The 16016-nt window shown below is 50.0% G+C and carries 12 protein-coding genes; 4 read left to right on the top strand and 8 right to left on the bottom strand.

Features of this window, described 5'->3' with window-relative positions:
- Nucleotides 1–70: 70 nt before the first annotated feature.
- From B160_RS0118735 to dcd, 3 genes are all read right to left on the bottom strand, one after another.
- On the bottom strand, nt 71–895 hold the full coding sequence (locus tag B160_RS0118735) for a glycoside hydrolase family 16 protein (RefSeq protein WP_018629460.1): 825 nt from the start codon (nt 893–895) through the stop codon (nt 71–73).
- A 249-nt stretch (nt 896–1144) separates the two neighbouring features.
- Nucleotides 1145–2458 (bottom strand): dihydrolipoamide acetyltransferase family protein, encoded by a 1314-nt coding sequence (locus tag B160_RS0118730; protein WP_018629459.1) that lies wholly within the window; start codon nt 2456–2458, stop codon nt 1145–1147.
- 115 nt (nt 2459–2573) lie between these two features.
- On the bottom strand, nt 2574–3110 hold the full coding sequence (gene dcd, locus B160_RS0118725; RefSeq protein ID WP_018629458.1) for a dCTP deaminase: 537 nt from the start codon (nt 3108–3110) through the stop codon (nt 2574–2576).
- Nucleotides 3111–3306: 196 nt separating this feature from the next.
- Here dcd and B160_RS29680 point away from each other — a divergent pair, with 196 nt between their 5' ends.
- On the top strand, nt 3307–3915 hold the full coding sequence (locus B160_RS29680) for a 4'-phosphopantetheinyl transferase family protein (protein WP_018629457.1): 609 nt from the start codon (nt 3307–3309) through the stop codon (nt 3913–3915).
- A 170-nt stretch (nt 3916–4085) separates the two neighbouring features.
- Here B160_RS29680 and recN read toward each other — a convergent pair whose 3' ends face one another.
- The 5 genes from recN to B160_RS0118685 all read right to left on the bottom strand — a co-directional run bounded on the left by recN (nt 4086) and on the right by B160_RS0118685 (nt 13111).
- Entirely contained in the window at nt 4086–5741 is a 1656-nt protein-coding gene (gene recN, locus B160_RS0118715; RefSeq protein ID WP_026309859.1) for a DNA repair protein RecN, read from the bottom strand.
- A gap of 99 nt (nt 5742–5840) precedes the next feature.
- Complete coding sequence (locus B160_RS0118710) at nt 5841–6596, bottom strand: zinc ribbon domain-containing protein (RefSeq protein WP_018629455.1); 756 nt, start codon at nt 6594–6596, stop codon at nt 5841–5843.
- A gap of 48 nt (nt 6597–6644) precedes the next feature.
- A complete protein-coding gene (locus B160_RS0118705; RefSeq protein WP_026309858.1) occupies nt 6645–7739 on the bottom strand; it encodes a Nif3-like dinuclear metal center hexameric protein in 1095 nt (364 codons plus the stop codon).
- 240 nt (nt 7740–7979) lie between these two features.
- Nucleotides 7980–10364: a hypothetical protein gene (locus B160_RS0118695; protein WP_018629452.1), complete on the bottom strand. Its 2385-nt coding sequence runs from the start codon at nt 10362–10364 to the stop codon at nt 7980–7982.
- A gap of 347 nt (nt 10365–10711) precedes the next feature.
- Nucleotides 10712–13111, bottom strand: a complete 2400-nt coding sequence (locus B160_RS0118685) for a hypothetical protein (protein WP_018629450.1) — start codon at nt 13109–13111, stop codon at nt 10712–10714.
- Between the two features lie 200 nt (nt 13112–13311).
- On the opposite strand from B160_RS0118685, the gene B160_RS0118675 reads away from it, so the two are divergent.
- From B160_RS0118675 to B160_RS0118665, 3 genes are all read left to right on the top strand, one after another.
- Nucleotides 13312–13866: a nucleotide exchange factor GrpE gene (locus B160_RS0118675; RefSeq protein WP_018629448.1), complete on the top strand. Its 555-nt coding sequence runs from the start codon at nt 13312–13314 to the stop codon at nt 13864–13866.
- Nucleotide 13867: 1 nt separating this feature from the next.
- Nucleotides 13868–15025, top strand: coding sequence for a molecular chaperone DnaJ (gene dnaJ / locus B160_RS0118670; protein WP_018629447.1), 1158 nt, complete (start codon nt 13868–13870; stop codon nt 15023–15025).
- Between the two features lie 132 nt (nt 15026–15157).
- Nucleotides 15158–16009, top strand: a complete 852-nt coding sequence (locus tag B160_RS0118665) for a DUF1835 domain-containing protein (protein ID WP_018629446.1) — start codon at nt 15158–15160, stop codon at nt 16007–16009.
- Nucleotides 16010–16016 lie beyond the last annotated feature (7 nt).

Genomic DNA, 16016 nt, shown 5'->3' with positions numbered 1-16016 from the left:
TAATATTTATTGAAAGATCAACTTGTCCGGATTTGATCGTGTAAGGCAATACGTCGTATCTTAAAGAACCTTATTGATATACTTTTACCCAATCAACGATCATTTGCACGGGTAACTGTTGCGGATCTACCTTGCCTGCCCAGTTGCCACCCAGCTGCTGATCTACCAGCAGGTAAAACGGCTGATCATAAGGCCACTGACTGGCATCCACGCCGGTAATGCGCGGATAGGTAAAGGTTTCTTTTCCATTTACTGTAAATACGATCTTATCCGGGAACCACTTTATACCAAATGTATTAAACCCCTCCCGGTCAAAGGCAGCTGTTCCGGAATGCGGCGGGTTCTTTGTCTGCTTCAGGTTGAGCGTATAGTAGGAGTGAGTGGTTTGATAAACCTTGTGCTCATAATTGAGGTGCTCCATAATATCGATCTCCCCGTTTTTGGGATAGGTACCATACTTATTTTGCTCCGCCAGCATCCACATCGCCGGCCAGGCACCCGTGGCACATTCCAGCTTTGCCCTTATTTCGATTTTTCCGTACTGAAAAGCAAATTTTCCTTTTGTGTAAATACCTCCGGTAATAAAGGGACGCGGATCAGCTGTCGTATCAGGGTTGCGAATGCCACGGAGGCAAATATACCCGCTATCGATCCGGAAGCAGTCCTCGCGGACGCTCATGTGTTTGTTCCAATCGGACTTGCCGGGCGGGATCCGGGTCCATTTGCTCGTATCCAGGGTGCGTTGACTGAAATCGTCCTTCCAGACCAGCTTCCACTTTTTTTCGGAGCGCCCGTCCTTTTGAATATATATATACCCGGCAGAGCGCAAGAATGGCCTGCTGCAGGACGCGAGCAACACAAGGAGTACCGGGGTTAAAAAAATGATTGATTTCATGTGTGAATAGCTACCGCAGGTGACTGAATCATAGCCGCAAGATAACCACTCAGGGGCACAAATGACCCGGATGCGCAAACGGATGCGCAGGCGCGAGGGCAGTTTAGAGTTCAATGTTCCAGGTTGGATCCAGTCTGACACTCATAATATCCGGACGGAATCAGAAACAGTAAAACCTACATTCAGGAATCGGTGATTTTATGCCGGATATAACACCGGCCGGGCTTGAAACGTTGAACCTGGAACCTCTTAAACCTCTACGGGAACAAAACTCTCCAGCTCTTTGGCAACGGCGCTGAGGAAGGTTGCTCCCAGGGCACCGTCTACCACGCGGTGATCGTAGCTCATACTCAGCACCATCATGTGCCGGATGGCAATGCTGTCGCCCTGCGGTGTTTCTATTACAACCGGCCGCTTTTTAATGGCACCTACCGCCAGGATGGCCACCTGCGGCTGGTTGATGATGGGTGTGCCGGCCAAACTGCCGAAGGTGCCCACATTGGTAAGGGTAAAGGTACCGCCCTGTGTATCTTCTGCCTTAAGCTTATTGTTACGCGCTGCATCGGCCAGGCCGTTTACGCGTTTGGCCAGCCCGGTCAGGTTGAGCTGGTCGGCATTTTTGATAACGGGAACGATCAGGTTGCCGCTGGGCAGGGCGGTTGCCATCCCGATGTTGATGTCTTTTTTGATGATGATCTTATCGCCTTCCACCGAACTGTTGATCAGCGGGAAGCGCTTGATGCATCGCGTAATGGCTTCGATGAACAGGGGCATAAAGGTGATCCTGGTGCCTTCCCGCTTTTCGAAGTCTTTTTTTACTTTCTCCCGCCACATCACCATATTGGTTACATCGGCTTCGGAAAAGCTGGTCACGTGCGGACTGGTCTGTTTGCTGCGTACCATATGTTCCGCGATCAGCTTGCGCATACGGTCCATTTCAATGATCTCCACGTTACCGCTATAGCGGCTGATCTCCAGGCTGCTGTTTTGTGGTGGTTCTTTTGCGGGCGCGGCGGGTGGTGTAACGCCTGCTGCCGGTGTCTGCTGGTGGGAGCGGGTGGCTACATAAGCAAGGATGTCATTTTTTGTTACGCGTCCTTCTTTGCCGGTACCGGGTATCTTTTCCAGCTCGCTCATGGATATCCCTTCACTGGCGGCAATATTCAATACAAGCGGAGAGTAAAATTTAGCAGCGGCCGTGCCCCCTGGTTCTGGTTTGATGGTGGAAGAAACCACTTCGGCTTCCTGCTCCTGCTCCGGAGCAACCGGTTCCGGCTGCCGGGCGGATAAAGGCCTGGGCGCAGCGGTTTCACCGTCCGATTCTTCGGTGCGGATGCGGGCAATAACGGTACCGATGGGCACCACATCGTTTTCATTAAAAAGAATGGCTTCAATAACACCGCTGGCAGTACTGGGTACTTCACTGTCGACCTTATCGGTTGCGATCTCCAGAACGGTTTCATCCATTTCCACGGCATCGCCTATCTGCTTTAACCATTTTAGAATGGTTGCTTCCATGATGCTTTCTCCTAACTTGGGCATTACCAGATCCTCTAAAGCCATAGAACAATTGTATTTATTGAATAAATTTAGTTTAAAATGATCAGCCGGCGCAAAAATAGTGATTTAGCATCTAACATTCGTTTGTTAGTTGCGTAAGTAGCCTGAAGTGAAGGGGTTAAAATTTATTCTTCCACATCATGCTTTCTATGGGGCGGTTGGGCTGGCTGCTGTATTTGGCGTTTTTCTTCTGGTTGTATTTTACTTCGATCTCTCCCTCAACCGGGAAATAGATCAGCTGACCGATGGGCATGCCCTTGTAGATCTTTACCGGTTGTTTTACGGAGATCTCCAGGGTCCAGTGCCCGCAAAAACCCACATCGCCTTTGCCGGCAGTGGCATGTATGTCGATGCCCAGGCGGCCGGTGGAAGATTTGCCTTCGAGAAACGGCACATGCGCATGGGATTCTGTATATTCCAGGGTAACGCCCAGGTAAAAAATATGAGGATAGAGTACAAAGCCTTCTCCGGGAATTTCAAAATAAGCGATCTCGTTGTGCTGCCTGGCATCCAGCTGGTGATTTTTATAGGTTGCCAGCCAGGCCCCGAGGTGCACATCGTAGGAGTTGCTACCCAGGCAGTCCCGGTCGTAGGGTTCAATGCGGATGGTTCCTTTCTCTATTTCTTCCAGTATGCGCAGGTCCGATAAGATCATGATTCATGCTTTGAAAAGGGAAGGAGCTATCTGAAATGGTACGCTGTCATGCAGAACAGGCAGCTGCTGAATAGCAGCTGAAACCGGTTTAGTCCGGCATTGTTCGGCATGATCGTGTAGGATAAACAGCCTTTCAGGAACTCCCGCCCCCGTTTGAAATCCTTAACTTGCACAAATTAAGTGAATCCGATTATTTATGTCTGTTATTTTTCAAGAAGAAATTAACAATTCCACGAGGCTGGGGATCTGGAAGATCGAGGAGGAGCCGGGTTTTTTTAAGGAGAAAGTGCCGGTACACCGCGCGGTGACCCATCCGCATAAAATGCTGCAGCACCTTGCCGGCCGTTTTTTGCTGCAATACCTCTTTCCAGGTTTTCCATACCACCTGATACAGATCGCTGAAACACGGAAACCATACCTCCCGGATGAAGCCTTTCATTTTTCGATTTCGCATTGCGGCGATTACGCGGCTGCCATCGTGAGCCGGGAGCAGCGGGTGGGCATTGATATTGAAATTCCCGTGGAAAAGGTGGTTTCCATCCGCCATAAATTTATGAGCCCTTCTGAAATGGAATTGCTGAACCCCCTTTCGATGGAGGAGTACACCCAGGTTTGGTCTGCCAAGGAGGCAGTATATAAATGGTATGGTTTGGGCAAAGTGGATTTCCGGGAGCATATCCGGTTTACCGGTTATAATGAGGTGCGGTCTGCATTTGATTGCCATTTTATGCTTACGGATAGCTGGCTAAATGTGCGTCTGCAGCAGTTGGCGGGACTTTGTTTGAGCTATGTAGAGTCGGAGTAATTTGAAAATCTGAAGATGTGGAGATTTGGAAATGAAACCCCTGATATATTCGATGATCTTTTCTCAGGTGAAGAATCTCGCGCCAGGTATCAAACCCTCCCTCCCCAAGTCTCTTTGTTCCTTTGACGTCCGGCTGGAGAATTTTAAACCTGGAACATGGAACAAAAAATTTACGCCTGCACCATCTCCCTTGCATTTTCTAACGCCGCGGCCGTGGGTTTTTCGCCGCTGAGCATTTTTGCAATGGCAGTGATCCGCTCTTCGGTATTCAGCTGCCGCATGCCGGTACGTACCTGTTTTCCGGATGCTTCCTTGTATACAAAATAGTGCGCATCTGCACGACCGGCAATCTGCGGCTGATGGGTGATGCAGATCACCTGCCGGCTGGCTGCCAGGTCCTTCATAATGATGCCTACCTGTTTTGCCGCTTCGCCGGAGATGCCGGTGTCAATTTCATCAAAGATAAGGGTAGGGAGGTTCATGCGCTGGGCTACCAGGCTTTTGATGCAAAGCATCAGCCGGCTTAACTCCCCGCCGCTCGCTACTTTGTGCACGGGTTTGAACTGGCCGCTTTTGTTGGCATCAAATAAAAAGTCCACGGCATCGGCGCCCTGGGGTCCCGGTGCTCTTTTTTCAAAAGAAACACGCAGCGCCGCATTGGGCATGCCCACCTGGGTAAGCAGTGCGTCTACTTTTTTCTCAAACGGTGCGATCTGCTTTTTGCGTGCGTCCGAAATTTTTTGTGCGATGGCTGCTACCGACTGGCGGTGCTGTTCGGTAGCGGCTTCCAGGGTGGCGATGTCTTCCTGGATATGCGCCACACCCTGTAGCTTTTCTTCCAGCTGCTGCTGCAGCGCCAGCAGTTCGTTTGTAGACTGCATCCCGTGTTTTTTCTGCAACTTATATCCCATGGAAAGCCGGTCGCTCAGGGCTTCTATTTTTTCCGGATCGTAATGAATGCCGTTGCTGATGTGCTCCAGCTCTGCAGCAATATCCTGCAGCTCCACCTGCGCGCTGTTCAGCCGGTTCACCAGGTCCGGGAGGTCCTTATGAAAATTGCTGTAATTGCCCAGCAGGTGGGCAATGCTTTTTAATTGCTGTACCAATGGCTGCTCGCCTTCTTCCAGCTCGTTATAGGCCTTGGCCAGCGCTCCTTTGATGTCTTCGGAATTAGACAAGAGCTTTAGCGTTTCGTCGATCTCTTCCAGCTCGTTTTCTTTAAGGTTAGCCTCGGCCAGTTCATCGTATTGAAACTGGTTGTAGTCGCTTTCCTTATCCAGCTGCGCCTGTTGTTCTTTTAGCTGTTCCAGCTTTTTTTTGTGCTGCTGCCATCCGGCAAAGGCCAGGCGATACTCGCTGACGGATTTTGCATTGTTGGCCAGGGCATCCAGTACATGCACCTGGAAATCGGTGTTGCCCAGCTGCAGGGTATCAAATTGCTGGTGCAGGTCTACCAGCAGTGAGCTCAGCTGTTGCAGCTGCGTCAGGTTTACAGGGGTGTCATTGATAAAAGCGCGGCTTTTGCCACTACTGCTGATCTCCCGCCGGATGGTGATTTCCGGCGAAGGGTCCAGGTCGTTGGTCTCCAGGAATTGTGTGATCTCGCTTACCGTTCCGGGAGCGAACAACCCTTCGATAATGCATTTCTTTTCTTTGTCTACCAGGGCGGCCGTATCTGCCCTTTCTCCCAGTATCAGCGACAACGCGCCCAGGATGATCGATTTTCCTGCACCGGTTTCCCCCGTCACGATATTCATACCATTGGAGAAATGGATCTCCAGCGCATCGATGATCACATAGTTCCGGATATGTAGTTGCTTCAGCATGGGAAGGCAAATTAAGAAAAAGACCGAAAGAAAAACCCCCATTCTTTCAAATGGGGGAAAATAAAAAAGCCTGTCTGCAGGCAGACAGAAAAAAAGAATTTATTTTACGTCAACGTTGTTGTGCAGCTCTTCGTCTACGAGGATGCGGCCGCAGTTTTCACACGCGATGATTTTTTTGTGTTGTTTGATCTCGCTCTGTTTTTGCGGAGGAATAGCATAAAAGCATCCGCCACAGGCATCACGCACTACCGGCACCACAGCCAGACCATTCCGGAAGTTACCGCGGATCTTTTCATAGCTGGCCAGCAGGCGGGGTTCCACACCCTCTTTTGCCGCCTCAGAAAGCTTTTGATATTCCTTTTCTTCTTTTTCGTTGGCAGAGATGATCTTTTCGAGTTCGGTTTTCTTTAATTCCAGAACACTTTCCTTGGCACTGAGGTTTTTCTTGGCTTTTTCCAGAAGAACGACTTTGTCCGCAATTTCCTCATTGGCATCCTTGATGTGCTTTTCTGCCAGCTTTACCTCCAGCTGCTGCATCTCAACTTCTTTATTGATGGCTTCAAACTCACGGTTGTTCTTTACATTCTCGCTGTCCTTCTCATATTTCTTGATCAGTTCTTCAGATTCTTTGATTGCCGCTTTCCGTTCTTCAATGAATTCGGTAACACCATTGATCTCTTCTTCGATGCGTGTCTGACGGGAATGCAGTCCGTGGATCTCATCTTCAAGGTCAGCTACTTCCATGGGAAGTTCGCCTTTTAAAATTTTGATCTCATCCATCTTGCTGTCGATCTTTTGCAAGTTGATCAGGGAGCCCAGTTTTTCTTCAATTGAAAACTCTTTAATTTGTGGCATATGTTTCTTACTGTTTGAATATTTTAAAAATCAGACGGTAACACCGCGCTACAGATAATGTACCGGGTTGGTATTTACTGCTGTTTTAAGGACGGCAAAGTTAGGGATTTTTTCCTGTAAAATATGATGCAGCAATTCTATGGTGAACTGCTCGCTTTCGTGGTGCCCGATATCTGCCAGCAGGAGCTGACCGTCGGCATCGAAGAATTCGTGGTATTTGATGTCTGATGTTACGTATGCATCTGATCCTGAGTTTATTGCGGCTTTTGTCAGGAAGCTGCCGGCGCCGCCGCAGATACTTACCTGCCTGATTTTTTTACCCAGGAGCGCGGTATGCCGGAGTGCGGACAGTTGAAACACTGCCTGGAGTTTTTGAAGAAAAACGGATTCTTCCAGGGCTTCCGGAAGCTCCCCGGTAATACCGGCGCCCAGCTCCTGATGGAGGTTATTTAAAGCAATGGTTTCATAAGCAACTTCCTCGTAAGGATGGTTTTCACGCAGGGTTGCAAGTATTTTGTTTCTGAGGTAGGAGGGATAAAGGATCTCTATTTTCAGCTCTTCGGCTTCATGCCGCCTGCCGATCTCCCCGGTGAACGGCCGGGCATTATTTCCGGGCAGGAAACTGCCTTTGCCGGTAGTGCTGAAACTGCATTCCCGGTAATTACCGATCTCACCGCCCCCGGCCGTAAAAATAGCCGTCATCACTTTGTCTGCATGCTCTGTGGGTACAAAGAAATAAAGCTTTTCCAACTGACGCTCTTTCGGTGCCAGTATCCGGAGATTGATCAATCCCAGTTTTTCAGCGATCTTTCCGTTTACGCCATGCAATACATTATCCAGGTTGGTGTGGATGGCATAGATGGCAATGTCATGCTTGATGGCCCGGATAAGGGTGCGCTCCACGTAATTCTTGCCGTTGATCCTTTTCAGTCCTGAAAAAACGATGGGGTGATGTGCCACCACCAGGTTGCAGTTTTTTTCAATAGCCTCATCCACCACGGCTTCGATCGCATCCAGGCAACAGAGGATGCCGGTACACGGCCAGTTTTGCTGGCCCGTAAGCAATCCTGCATTGTCGTAGCTTTCCTGCAGGGCAGGAGGAGCAATGGTCTCAAGGATATCTGTAACTGAACGGATGGTCATATCAGGATGTTTGGCGATAAAGATAAGCAATATTACCGCCGCGCTGCGGCTCTGTACAACGGTTGTGGGTTTTTGTTATATGGCATATAAGTGCTCCGTACCTCAGCAACCGTTGGAAAATTGGTGCGGCAGATAAGAATGCTGTTAGCCGCATTAGCGGCGTTAATAACGATAGCTATGAGCATCAAAGCCGATCCGGAGGTGCAGCCCACCGGTAATATATTTTGCGGATGCCCCTGCTTATTTTCCCGGCTCCACATATTGCTCCAGCATCAGTAATTTTCCCGTACTCGTAATGCCTTCGGCTACCACTTTAAACCGTTTGGTACGGTCGTTATTGTAAAAGGTCACCGGTATGCGGGAGTCTTTCCCCGATATGAAGATCTCCGGTTTCCAGTCCAGTGTTAGCCGGTAATCATTATACGGGATCGCGGCCGGCCTGGAATAATCGGGCGCATAAAATTCTTTCAGGATACTGTACCCTTCATAGTCTACAATGGTTGCGGAGGATTCCATGGCGTAGTTGAGCTCATCACCGCGTTTGGTATATATGGCCAGCACCCCATTGGCGCCGCCTCCGGGAGCGCCCGCAAAACTGGGAAAAACTTTTACCAATGCAATATCGGAAGGCGGGATGGCCGCGATCATGTCGGCATCTGTGGGCACTTCGTCCAGGTACAGCTGCATGGGGCGGCGTGCACCGGATTGCCGGTAAAACAACCGGTAATTTCCAAATTGGCCTCCGCGCTCCACCGTAAGACTGGGAATTCTTCCCTGCAGGTAGTCAAAGATATTCAGTTGAGGAATGAATTCCCGGGTAAGGTCGATAGTACGCGCATTGATGCCCCCGCTAAAGAGCCCGCTCATATAGCGCTCCTCCAGCTTTTGCAGGCGTGTTTTGGTACCCAGCACCACCACGCTGTCCAGCATCACTCCTTCGCCGTGGGTATAGTCGGTATAAGCACTCATCATTTTTGCAGAAAGGGCACCGGTAGCTGCGGCCGCAGGACGGAAAGGGATGTTTAAGGGCGGCAGCGCATAGGAGCGGGTAAGCGAGTCGGTATTCAGTTTGATGGTCAGGAATTTGTTTTTCTTTCCCATCACATCGCTGAACAGCACACGAGCCTTATTAAAGAAGATCATGGAGTCCATTTTGAACCGGCCTTCTGCATCGGTTTTGACCATCTGGAGGCTGCGTCCCGAGTCAGTTGCTACCCAAACCAGCAGGTCGCGGTCGGCAAATGATTTTCCCGATCCCGCGATGGTCGCTTTTCCGGAAAGGCTGATGAATCCCGGGTCTGTATGCTGCGGAGCCGGCAGTGTACCGGCGGTTACATCCGTCCATTTGAACCGGCGCCAGCCATTGGTCAGCATGACCAGCTCTATATCGTCAGCGGCGCCGGGCGCGCCGGTAAAATAATAGCGGGGCATATGCACATATCCCGGTATATCGCTGGTAAGCAGGAAGGAGCTGTAGATATTCTGTGGCCGGTATTGGTCCGGTTCATAACCCGCATCGGTGACCGAAACAGAAAAGTTTCCCGTTACGCTGTCGGGTAATGTAATGCTGAAGTGGTTTTTTTTACGGGGGGCATTGTTCAGCGTATCGGCGCTGAATGTTGCCGGAAGCACGTACTCTTTATTATCGATAAACGTTAACCGTTCGGCAAGGGGTATTCCGTCTTTATTAAAGACCGTGACCTGCAATACACCCGAAGGAAGATTGCCGGTTTGGATGGTGCCGCTTATGTAATTGTTATCCGCCGGTGCAAGCGCCTGCTTGAATACGATGTGGTGCTGCATCTGCCCCACTATATAGGCCGGGGTGTGCCGGCTGCCCTGGTAACCGAGGGTAAAGGTTTTGGACTGGTTGCCGTTCTTCAATTTAAGCGCAACACCTTCGGGGCTGCTTTCTGGCAGATCGACGGGCTGTTGCTGCAGCCCGTGCAGCAGGGCGCGATACCGTACGCCGGCTCCGGGGGTTAAAGTGAACCGCCCCATACCATCATGGCTGCTGGAGAAGGAAACCACCGGATGGTCCTGTGCATCGCGGACTTCCCCGGACACTGTTACCGGCAGCCCATGCTGGTCTGTAGCCTTAAAAGCAATATTGTTGCTGATACCGGCAACGAGGTTACCGCCTTCTGGATAAAACCGGAGCTGAATGGTGGAAGCACTGCCGGCGGCCGGCCGGACCTTATTGCGCCCAAAGATCACAATGCGTTTTGAAAACAAATAGGCCTTGTCAAAATTCAGCATCAGCGGGGTATAGGCCCGCAACTGGTAGGAGCCGGTGGGTAATGAATCCGGCAGGTCGAGCTGCCCGTAGGAAAGCGCACCGAATACCGGAACCACTTTTTTTATGACGAGGGCAGACGCATTGTTCCGCAACTCCACAAACAATGTGGAGTTGGCTGCGGAGGGCAGGAAGCCGGATAAAAAATAGGCTTTGAACCAGACGGTCTGTCCCGAAAAATAGGCTTCCCGGTCCAGGTGGAGATATGTTTTTTGAATGGGATCTTTTTCGTTCCATGTTTCCATGCGGGCAACAAAGTCCTGACTGAATACCGGGGCAGCGCCGGTTATAGCAAACAGCACTGCAATGAATTTAAAAAAGCGCATCATTAGCTGATGTTTTATAAGAAAATTACAAAATAATCTGCAAATGGTTCCGGATCTGCAGATTTTGTTCCTGAAAGGCGCATTCTGTTTTGAATGCCGCTGACCTGCGGATGAGGCCGTAGCTGCCGGTTTGCCGGGGGATCCGGGATCAGCACGGCTGATGCATTTTTCCAGGGCATAACAGTGTATTCCTGAAGTGGCGCGTGAGTACATGCACCTGACCGGCCCCCTTGATACCTGACCTTAGGTTCCCAGCTATCCGGAACAGAAATGCGTGGGGCGCTCTTATTCCCTGATTTGATTGATAGATGCTTTTCTTAATGAAATTACATAACAGACAGACCGGAAGATCATTGCGTGGCCTCAAATGTTTTTTCGAGCATGAGCATTCTTCCATCGTTAGTAACGCCTTCCACTACTACTTTGAACCGTTTGGTACGGTCGTTATTGTAAAAAACGATGGGAACCTTCGGGCTCACATTAGCCAGGTAGATATCCGGAAGCCAGGCCAGTGTCAGCCGTTCGTCCGGTTTGGAAGTGTCTACATTCTTAAGGTCATAATCGGGTGCATAGAACTGTTTGATGATCGAATATCCTTTGTACATGACGATATCGGTAGCCGATGCGGTGGACGCCAGCCGATCCACCCCCTTTTTCAAATAGATGGCCAGAGCACTGCCACCGCCGCTGGCCCCTACAAAGTTGCCCATTACTTTTATGAATGCGATGTCGTTTACGGGTATGGATTCGATAAAAATAGGGTCGGTCTGCATCTCATCGAGATAGAGTGTCATGTTACTGCCTCCAAAACCGCCGTCCCTGTATTTTACCACGTACTGGCCGTCTGTCCTTGAAACGGTTACCCCGGGTATCCGCCCCTGTATGTATTCAAAGATGTTCATGCCGCCCCCGGGCTCATTCCGGAGGTCCAGGACCCTGGAATTAATGCCTCCGGAGAACAAACCACTGGTATATTCATCCTCTAATTTTTCGGTTTCGCTTTTCTGCCTGGCTTTTACCGTTACGTTTTTTAGTGTAAGGCCTTCTGCTTTTAAATAGTCGTCATAAGCGCTCAGCATTTTTTCTTCTGTCTGGGAATTGAGGGTATCCCGGTATGGCAATTGCAGCGGAGGCATATCATAGCTGCGGCTCAGCGAATCCGCATCCATTTTTACTTTGATGAATTTGCTTTTGGATCCTTTTATATCGGAAAACAGGAGGTGCATTCTGTCATAAAAGATCATGGAATCCATCCGAAAATTTCCCGTGGAGTCCGTATGGATCATTTTTGTAGGTCCGACTTTGCCATGGAGCGTGTCCACCGGCCGCATCATCAGGATCAGGTCTTTGTTGGCAAAGGCTTTCCGGGTGCCTTCTATATTTACCTTTCCTGCCAGGTGAATGTAACCCTGATCATGATACAGGGGGGCGGGAAGGGTGTTCCCCGTCACTTCGCTCCATTTAAAGCGGGTCCAGCCGTTGGTCATCATTACCAGGTCCAGGGCGTTCTTTACGGAGTCTGCATCCGACCGGAAATAGTAGGCAGGGTTATGAATGTATCCTTTGAGGTCGCTGTTCAGGAGAAAATAAGCATAGATATTCAGTGGGCGGTACGGATCGGTTTCGTAGTCCGCATCCGTTACGGAAACGCTGAAGTTTCCGATAATCGTATCTTTTAGATGAAAGTTGAACCGGTTCCGTTGATGGGCTGTTGTGTTGAGCGTGTCTGCCACCAGCTCCCCGGGAAGCTGGTATTCCTTATTGTTGACAAAGGAGATCCGTTCGGCCAGCGGCATATGGTCCTTGTTGAAAACCGTCAGATGGAGGATGCCGGATAACAGGTTGGTGGTCTGGATCACCCCGCCGATCAGGTCCTTTTCCTGCTGGAGGGGTTGTTTAAAAAGGACCTGGTTTTCCATTTGCCCGATCATGTAGGCGGCGCGGAACTCCTGGGGAACCCCCTTGGGGTGCTCGATCTTGAATTGTTTTCCCTTGGGCGAGTTGACAACCGTAAAGGTGATCCCTTTGGTGGTGGCAGCCGGCAGCGGATATTGTTTGGACGGTTCCTGGTCCAGGACCACATAGTAATTTTCGGAGGCCTGGGGCACCAGCGTAAACACCCCCATGCCGTCGTGCACGGCAGATAGGCGGGTAACTGTTTCTCCTTTATTGTTTTTGAGCAGCCCGGATACGCTGACCGGATAGCCGTTCTGGTCCACGGCTTTAAAGGCCACGTTGTTCAAAAGGGCCAGGATGAAGTTGCCCCCTTCCGGAAAGAATTGCAGGTCGATTGTATTGGCGGCTGTTGCCTTTGTCTTTGTTTCTTTGGCGGCCGCTCCAAAGATCTCGATCCGTTTGCTGTACACAAATCCCGGCTGATTGAGCATCAGGGGGCTGTAGGCTCTTATCTGGTAGGAGCCAGAAGGAAAATTTTCCGGTATCTCCAGCTGCCCCATCGAAACACCCAGGTAGGCGGGGAAGATCTGGCGCACCACCACGGCCGATTTATTGTTGAGCAGCTCCAGGTACACCGATGAGTTTTTGACACTGGGAGTGTAGTCAGACAAAAAATATCCTTTGAACCAGATCGATTGCCCGGCAATGTACGATTCGCGGTCCAGGTGAAGGTATAGTTTCTCGATCGTGCTTTTTTGTCCCCATTGATCAAGCTTTTGTTCCAGTGTTTGTGCTTTGGCGGCAAGCAGATTGCCAAGGGTGATGGCTAAAATGACCAGCTTTTTCAGACTCATTGAGATTAGTGTTATTTTTGGAAATTGAAACTACTGATTTTTTGACTTAAAAAAAGCATAAAAGCTTAAAACAGAGGCTGTTTTTTTTGAAAACCTCCGTTTTATTCGGGAAATGCTGAGAAGAACCGCCATTTTGTCTTTATAACAGTATTGGCAGTATTATTGACGGCATAGGTTTGCCAACTAAATAAGTAAAAAGTATGAATGAAAATACGCAACTTCCGGAGGAAGAGAACAATGGTTTGAATATCAATGCTGATGAAAATGTTAGCGGAACGGAACATCTGACAGACCCGTTGGTGGAGTCCGAGCAGGAAGCATTGGAGACCGAGTTACGTGAAAGCAAGGATAAATATGTACGCCTCGCAGCGGAGTTTGATAATTTCCGGAAAAGGACCGCAAAAGAGCGGGTAGAGCTGTTTCAGACCGCAGGCAGGGATGTGATCACAGACCTCCTGGATGTGCTCGATGATGCGGACCGCGCCCAGGCTGAATTTGAAAAATCCGATGATAATGTAGCATTAAAGGAAGGAGTAAAACTGGTATTCAATAAACTCAAAAATATTCTGCAGGCAAAAGGATTAAAACCGATGGAAGCCATTGGAAAAGATTTTGACCCGGATGTTTTTGAAGCCATTACCGAGATACCTGCCCCGGATGCAGGCCTGAAGGGTAAGGTGGTGGATGAAATAACCAAGGGCTATTATCTGAATGATAAAATTATCCGTCACGCAAAAGTTGTAGTAGGTAAATAAGATGTCAAAAAGAGATTATTACGAGGTACTGGGGGTTTCAAAATCTGCTTCCGCTGAGGAAATAAAAAAAGCCTACCGGAAGGTGGCTATGCAGTTTCACCCGGACCGTAACCCCGGTGATAAGGCTGCAGAAGAAAAATTTAAAGAGGCTGCGGAGGCTTACGAGATCCTGAGTGATGCGGACAAGCGCGCGCAGTATGACCGGTTTGGTCATGCCGGTGTAAGCGGTAACGGACGTGGTTTTGGTGGCGGCATGAATATGGATGATATCTTCAGCCAGTTTGGAGATGTATTTGGCGAGGATCTGTTCGGAAGCTTTTTCGGAGGCGGACGCAGCGGCCGTCAGGGCCAGCGGGCCAGAGGAGTGCGGGGCAGCAACCTGCGGGTAAAGCTGAAGCTGAGCTATGAGGAGATCGCCAAAGGCGTAACAAAGAACATCAAGGTTAAAAAATATGTAAGCTGTTCCACCTGCGGGGGTAGCGGTGCCAAGGATAAAGGGAGTGTGCAAACCTGTGCCACCTGCCAGGGTTCCGGCCAGGTGCGTCGTGTGCAGAATACGTTCCTCGGGCAGATGCAAACGGTTACGACCTGTCCGACCTGTAACGGTGAAGGAACCACCATCACCGCAAAATGCGGCAGCTGTAAAGGCGAAGGAAGGGTGTATGCAGAAGAGACCATTACTATTGATGTACCAGCAGGCGTTCAGGCGGGTATGCAGCTGAGCGTAAGCGGGAAGGGGAATGCGGGCGAGCGTGGCGGTATGGCCGGTGACCTGATCGTGCTGATCGAGGAAGAGGCACATAAAGAGCTGCACCGGGAAGGCCTGAATGTGGCGTATGACCTGCATATATCCTTTACGGATGCGGTTTTTGGCACCAGCCTGGAAGTGCCAACCATTGATGGGCGGGCAAAGATCAAGATCCCCCCCGGCACACAAAGCGGGAAGATCTTCCGGCTGAAGGGAAAAGGTTTTCCCAATGTACATGCCCATTATGAAAAGGGCGACCAGCTGATACAGGTGAATGTATGGACGCCCCAGCAATTAAACGAGGAAGAAAAAGAATTGCTGGAGAAGTTGTCCGGATCGGCCAACCTGAAACCACAACCGGAAAAGGCGGAAAAAGGCTTTTTTGATAAAATAAGAGATATATTCAGTTAATCCATATACTGCAGGGCGCGGCAATGGCGGCAGGGAACGCCGGCCGGGACCAGAAAACTTTATTTCAGCTTCAGACCGTCTTGGGTTTGAGGCTGTTTTGTTTTAGATTTGCGCCACTATAAAACACAAAAGATGATCCATATCGTATTTAACCAGGTAGAGGTGGACCTGATGAAAGAAGTAACGGCACTGGATGAAACCCTGCAGGGGCCTGTGGTACAGATCAGGGATGATTTTGCTGTGGGGCCTTTGGCTGGTTTGGATTCCGAAGAGGGCTGGCAGGCCCGGCTGGCCTGGTGGCAGGAACTGTCCGAAGGATCGCCCTACCCGGGGGACCTGGTGGGCAGCTTTGACGACCGTAAAACGGTTGCGGCATTAAAGGCCCAGCTCAACGCTGATCCGGAGGAAGTGCTCTGGATATGGATGGGGCAGAACCAGCATGATGTATCCGGTTATTACTGGCTCATCCCCCAGCTGAAAGAATTCCAGGGCCGCGTGATGGTGCTATACCTCAATAACCTCCCCTTCATTAATGAAAAAGGATTGATCTTTTATCCTTCCTGGCTGTGGGAGATCCGGCCGGCAGAGTTCCTCAAGGCTAAGAAGCTGGCCCGGCCGGTTACCCTGAGCGAATTTGAAATTGACCCGGATGAATGGAATAAGCTGGTACAGGAAAACAGCCCGGTGCGCATGCTGGAAGGCGGAAAGAAAATTGCCGGCAGGGAGGCTTCGTTTTATGACGACGAAATTTTAAAAAATCTTACCGGCGAATGGCAAAAAGCAACGCGGGTATTATCAAACACGCTGAACCGGATGAAGATCAAAACGGGCGATATTTTTATTATGTGGCGTTTGAAGGAGCTGGTAGCCTCCGGAAGAGTACAGGCAGAAGGGGATATAGATAAGGACTGGAAGAGCTTTGATGTACGGCTGGCGGGGAAAAAAGAAACAACAGAAGCACTGCCGGCGGAACCGGAAGGATAAACAAAAA

The sequence above is a fragment of the Niabella aurantiaca DSM 17617 genome, assembly GCF_000374125.1.
GTDB classification, from domain to species: Bacteria; Bacteroidota; Bacteroidia; order Chitinophagales; family Chitinophagaceae; genus Niabella; species Niabella aurantiaca.
This window is presented reverse-complemented; position numbering and strand designations above follow the sequence as displayed.

What these genes read in the sequence shown, in the direction of transcription:
- B160_RS0118695 (WP_018629452.1), bottom strand. Translation starts at nt 10,364, where the DNA reads ATGATGCGCTTTTTTAAATTCATTGCAGTGCTGTTTGCTATAACCGGC.
- B160_RS0118665 (WP_018629446.1), top strand. Translation starts at nt 15,158, where the DNA reads ATGATCCATATCGTATTTAACCAGGTAGAGGTGGACCTGATGAAAGAA.
- B160_RS0118675 (WP_018629448.1), top strand. Translation starts at nt 13,312, where the DNA reads ATGAATGAAAATACGCAACTTCCGGAGGAAGAGAACAATGGTTTGAAT.
- dnaJ (WP_018629447.1), top strand. Translation starts at nt 13,868, where the DNA reads ATGTCAAAAAGAGATTATTACGAGGTACTGGGGGTTTCAAAATCTGCT.
- B160_RS0118710 (WP_018629455.1), bottom strand. Translation starts at nt 6,596, where the DNA reads ATGCCACAAATTAAAGAGTTTTCAATTGAAGAAAAACTGGGCTCCCTG.
- dcd (WP_018629458.1), bottom strand. Translation starts at nt 3,110, where the DNA reads ATGATCTTATCGGACCTGCGCATACTGGAAGAAATAGAGAAAGGAACC.
- B160_RS29680 (WP_018629457.1), top strand. Translation starts at nt 3,307, where the DNA reads ATGTCTGTTATTTTTCAAGAAGAAATTAACAATTCCACGAGGCTGGGG.
- recN (WP_026309859.1), bottom strand. Translation starts at nt 5,741, where the DNA reads ATGCTGAAGCAACTACATATCCGGAACTATGTGATCATCGATGCGCTG.
- B160_RS0118685 (WP_018629450.1), bottom strand. Translation starts at nt 13,111, where the DNA reads ATGAGTCTGAAAAAGCTGGTCATTTTAGCCATCACCCTTGGCAATCTG.
- B160_RS0118705 (WP_026309858.1), bottom strand. Translation starts at nt 7,739, where the DNA reads ATGACCATCCGTTCAGTTACAGATATCCTTGAGACCATTGCTCCTCCT.
- B160_RS0118735 (WP_018629460.1), bottom strand. Translation starts at nt 895, where the DNA reads ATGAAATCAATCATTTTTTTAACCCCGGTACTCCTTGTGTTGCTCGCG.
- B160_RS0118730 (WP_018629459.1), bottom strand. Translation starts at nt 2,458, where the DNA reads ATGGCTTTAGAGGATCTGGTAATGCCCAAGTTAGGAGAAAGCATCATG.